Genomic DNA, 4,109 nt, shown 5'->3' with positions numbered 1-4,109 from the left:
CATCGAGACCAACGCTTGGGGAGCGTCCCCATGTCCCTCTCAGATCGCAAAGGACTGGTATTCGGGTTTGGGGCCATGTCCGGACGCCGAACCCGCACGAGCCCGGTAGAGTGGCTTGTTCACCGGCCACCCCTCGATGGCGCCCGCCTTGCTTCGGAAGCTTCTAACCGGGATCCGGCCAAGCAGCGATGGACGTGCCAGATCCGATTGGATATAGAGCCTCGGCGCTGTTGGGCCGTAAGACAGGCGCATGCGCGCGACACGATCAGCGTTCCTGCCGCCTCTCGACCCAACGGCCTGCCTGTCCTTGCATTCTGGAAGTTGAGAAAGTTACATTGCAGATTGGTTTAAGGACGGTCGGACGAATGGGCCGCGGGGTGACCGACGCCGTTGGCTCGATCTGGCGCAATCGCGAGATCATCAAGAGCTTCGTGGTCCGGGAAATCGTTGGACGCTACCGAGGGTCGTTCGGCGGCTTGCTGTGGTCGCTGATCAATCCGCTTCTTATGCTGGCGATCTATACCTTCGTATTCGCAGTCGTTTTCAAGGCACGCTGGTCTAACGCAGCGCCGGACGGCGGCGTAAGCTTCGCAGTCGTTCTCTTCGCCGGGTTGATCGTGCAGGCTTTCTTCGCGGAATGCCTGACGCGCGCGCCTCGACTGCTGATCGAACACGCGAACTTCGTCAAGAAAGTCGTATTCCCACTTGAGGTGCTGCCGATCATCACAGTTGGCGTGGCCCTGTTTCATGCCGGCATCAGCCTAATCATCCTGTTCGCCGCGCTGCTGTTTGTCGGCAACCCCTTGCATGCCACCGTGCTGTTGCTGCCCGTCGTCATCGCCCCGTTCGTGTTGCTGACGCTAGGCCTGACTTGGTTCGTTGGGGCTCTCGGGGTCTACATCCGCGATATTGGACAGGTGATCGGCCTGCTAACGACCATGATGCTTTTCCTCTCGCCGGTATTTTACCCATTGTCAGCCCTGCCCGAGAGCCTACGCGGCCTGGTACTTTTCAATCCCCTCACACTGCCGATCGAGCAGCTGCGTAACGTCCTAATCTGGGGCCGGCTTCCCGATTGGAACGCGCTTGTGGCCTACTATGTGCTGGCCTTTGCCATGGCTTTTTTTGGTTATTGGTGGTTCCAGCGCAGCCGCAAGGGGTTCGCCGATGTCCTCTGACATCACGGTTGCGGTTAACGGTGTCAGCAAGGGTTTCCGGACCTATGCACGACCGGAGGATCGCCTTAAGCAAGCATTGACGCCCCGCCTTGCCCGCCTGCTTGGCCGCCCGGCGCCCAGTTACTTTCGTGAGTTCTGGGCGCTGCGAGAGGTGACCTTTTCGATCCGGAAAGGCGAGACAGTAGGCATTATTGGTCGAAATGGCGCGGGCAAGTCCACTCTTCTGCAGATCATTTGCGGGACGCTGGCGCCGACGACAGGCACTGTTCAAACGTCAGGCCGCGTCGCCGCGCTGCTCGAGTTGGGCGCGGGGTTCAACCCGGAATTCACCGGGCGCGAGAATGTCTATCTCAATGGCAGCCTGCTCGGTCTCTCAACAGCCGAAATCAACGCCAGGCTACCGCAGATCGAGAGCTTCGCCGATATCGGCGACTTTATCGATCAGCCCGTAAAGACCTATTCAAGCGGCATGACCGTACGGCTTGCATTCGCTGTCATGGCGCACGTCGATGCCGACATTCTCATCATTGACGAAGCACTTGCCGTCGGCGACGCCTTGTTCGTTCAGAAGTGCATGCGCTTTCTCCGTGATTTTGCCGAGCGGGGAACGTTGTTGTTCGTGAGCCATGACACTGCCGCCGTGCTCTCCTTGTGTGATCGAGCCATTTGGCTCGACGGCGGAACTATCGTCGAGGACGGGGTTCCGAAGCTCGTTTCGGAATCCTATCTGGTGCGCATGCATTCTGCGGCGCAGGGGCTCGACCTGAACCTGACCCGCGCGCCGAATGTCATCGCCGATGCGTCGTCTCTTTCGGGCCATGCCGACGCCAACGCTGAAACCCTCGTTGCTCCGGCTCAGGGAACATCATCCTTTGGCGCTGGCGGAGCCGAGATCGAGCAAGTTACGCTGGTTGATGAGGCAGGTCGGGCGATTCGAGCCGTACAGGGCGGCGAGGACGTCTCACTCGGAGTTCGCGTGCGCGTTCAGACCCCTCTGGCCAATCCGATTCTCGGCTTTTACGTTCGTGATCGACTGGGGCAGAATCTGTTCGGCGAAAACACGTTTCTTACCTATCAGAACAGCGGCCTTGGGGCAGAGCCCGGTGAAATTTTACAGGCTTCCTTCCATTTCCGAATGCCCTACCTACTCCACGGCGACTACAGCATCTGCGTTGGGGTCGCAGACGGTACGCCCGAGGTCCATGCTCAACATCACTTCGTCAACGACGTATTAATTTTCAGATCGCTGCAGAAGAATGGCCATCGCGGCCTGCTCGGACTCCCCGACATGCGGGTTCGTTTCGAACGAAAAACTTGAGACACGCTCCGACACCAGCCCCATGCCCGAGATCCGATGATGGCCGAAATTTTCAAGCGCGAAGCCGCGAACGCACCGATAGATTTCAGCGGCGAGCGGCTGACATCAGCGATCTCGGGCCAGATCGCGGTCGAGCACTACCATCGCTATTTCCTAGCGCGCGACTTCTGCGCCAATCTCGACGTACTCGATATCGCCGCCGGGGAAGGCTATGGTTCGGCCATCCTGGCGCAGGTCGCACGATCTGTCGTCGGAGTTGAAATCGACGCAACCGTAGTCGAAGCCGCCAAAGCGGAGTTCAATCGCCCCAATCTGCGCTACATTCAGGGCGACGCGCGGGCGATTCCTCTTCCGGATGCAAGCATCGATGTCGCCGTCTCATTCGAAACTTTCGAGCATTTCGCCGAGCACGAAGATTTTCTTGCCGAATTGCGCCGCGTGTTGCGCCCAAATGGGCTGGTGATCATCAGCACCCCAGACCGCGACATCTATTCCGGCCCCGGCATTCCGCCCAACCCGTTCCACGTCAAGGAAGTCAACCGACCCGAGTTCGAAAGCGCGCTGCGCGCCTATTTTGGGAATGTGCGGATCGCGCGCCAACGTGCGCTGATTGGATCCTTCGTCGAGGGCGATCAGGAGAGCGTGTCCACACGACACTTCGAAGCCCGAGACGGCGATCAGATTGAAGCGGGCGAAACGATGGAGCGTGCGCCGTATCTTATCGGCCTCGCCTCCGACGCCGCACTGCCGCCACTACCTCGCAGCCTGTATGTCTATCGGAACGACATCGATATGGACTTGCGGGCACGGCAGGCAGCGCAAGCCGACTTGCAGGCAGCGCGAGCCGACTTGCAGGCAGCGCAAGCCGACTTGCAGCATGTCGAGCAGCAGCACGTAGCGACCATGGAACGTGCGACCGAGCTTCACCGCACAACCAAAGAACTCGAAATGCGGCTCGCGGCCGCGATCGTTGCCTCCGACAGCATGCGACAGGAACTCGAACGCCTGCGGGCATCGCTTAGCTGGCGCGCCTCTGCTCCCCTGCGGCATGTCATGACCCGCTATCCGGGGTTCGGCCGCCGTCTGCGGCAAGTCGCTAAGCTCGTCTATTGGACCGCAACCGGCCAACTCCCCCAGCGACTTGCCGATAGAAGGCAGGCGCTCGCTTCAAAGACGGCGCGCGAGGTTCCTAAATCTCGCGCCAGTTTGGAGGACTTAAAAAAACAAGCCGTTGATACTGCCACGAGCGACTTAATCGATTTCCTCAATTCTGGGGCAAGAATTAGCTTCCCACCCCATGAAAATCCGGAGATTTCCGTTCTCATAGTGGTCTGGAACAAGGCTTATTTTACCTTACGTTGCCTTCGAGCATTGCAATCGGTTTCGTCAAAAATCGAGGTCATCCTGGTTGACAATGCGTCGACTGACGAAACAACTGACATGTTGAGCCGCGTCGACGGAATTCGTGTCATTGTAAACGACGCGAACGAGGGGTTTTTGACGGCGACCAATCGAGCGGCGCATGCCGCGCGGGGGCAGGCATTTTTACTTCTGAACAATGATGCGTTCGTGCGCCCCGGCACTATCGAAGCTGCCTTCGCGACCTTGAACGA

At 59.0% G+C, this 4,109-nt stretch carries 3 protein-coding genes; all 3 read left to right on the top strand.

Annotated features, from left to right (window positions below; genetic code table 11):
• Positions 1-377: 377 nt before the first annotated feature.
• A complete protein-coding gene (locus AB4Y99_RS26185; RefSeq protein WP_441525384.1) occupies positions 378-1,178 on the top strand; it encodes an ABC transporter permease in 801 nt (266 codons plus the stop codon).
• Entirely contained in the window at positions 1,168-2,496 is a 1,329-nt protein-coding gene (locus AB4Y99_RS26180) for an ABC transporter ATP-binding protein (protein WP_441525383.1), read from the top strand. Before AB4Y99_RS26185 ends, AB4Y99_RS26180 begins: the two co-directional genes overlap by 11 nt.
• Positions 2,497-2,532: 36 nt before the next feature.
• Positions 2,533-4,109 (top strand): methyltransferase domain-containing protein (locus tag AB4Y99_RS26175; RefSeq protein WP_441525382.1); only part of this gene is annotated, 1,577 nt, incomplete at its 3' end.

It is taken from the genome of Allobosea sp. TAB14 (genome assembly GCF_052113865.1).
Taxonomy (GTDB): domain Bacteria; phylum Pseudomonadota; class Alphaproteobacteria; order Rhizobiales; family Beijerinckiaceae; genus Allobosea; species Allobosea spartocytisi.
This window is presented reverse-complemented; position numbering and strand designations above follow the sequence as displayed.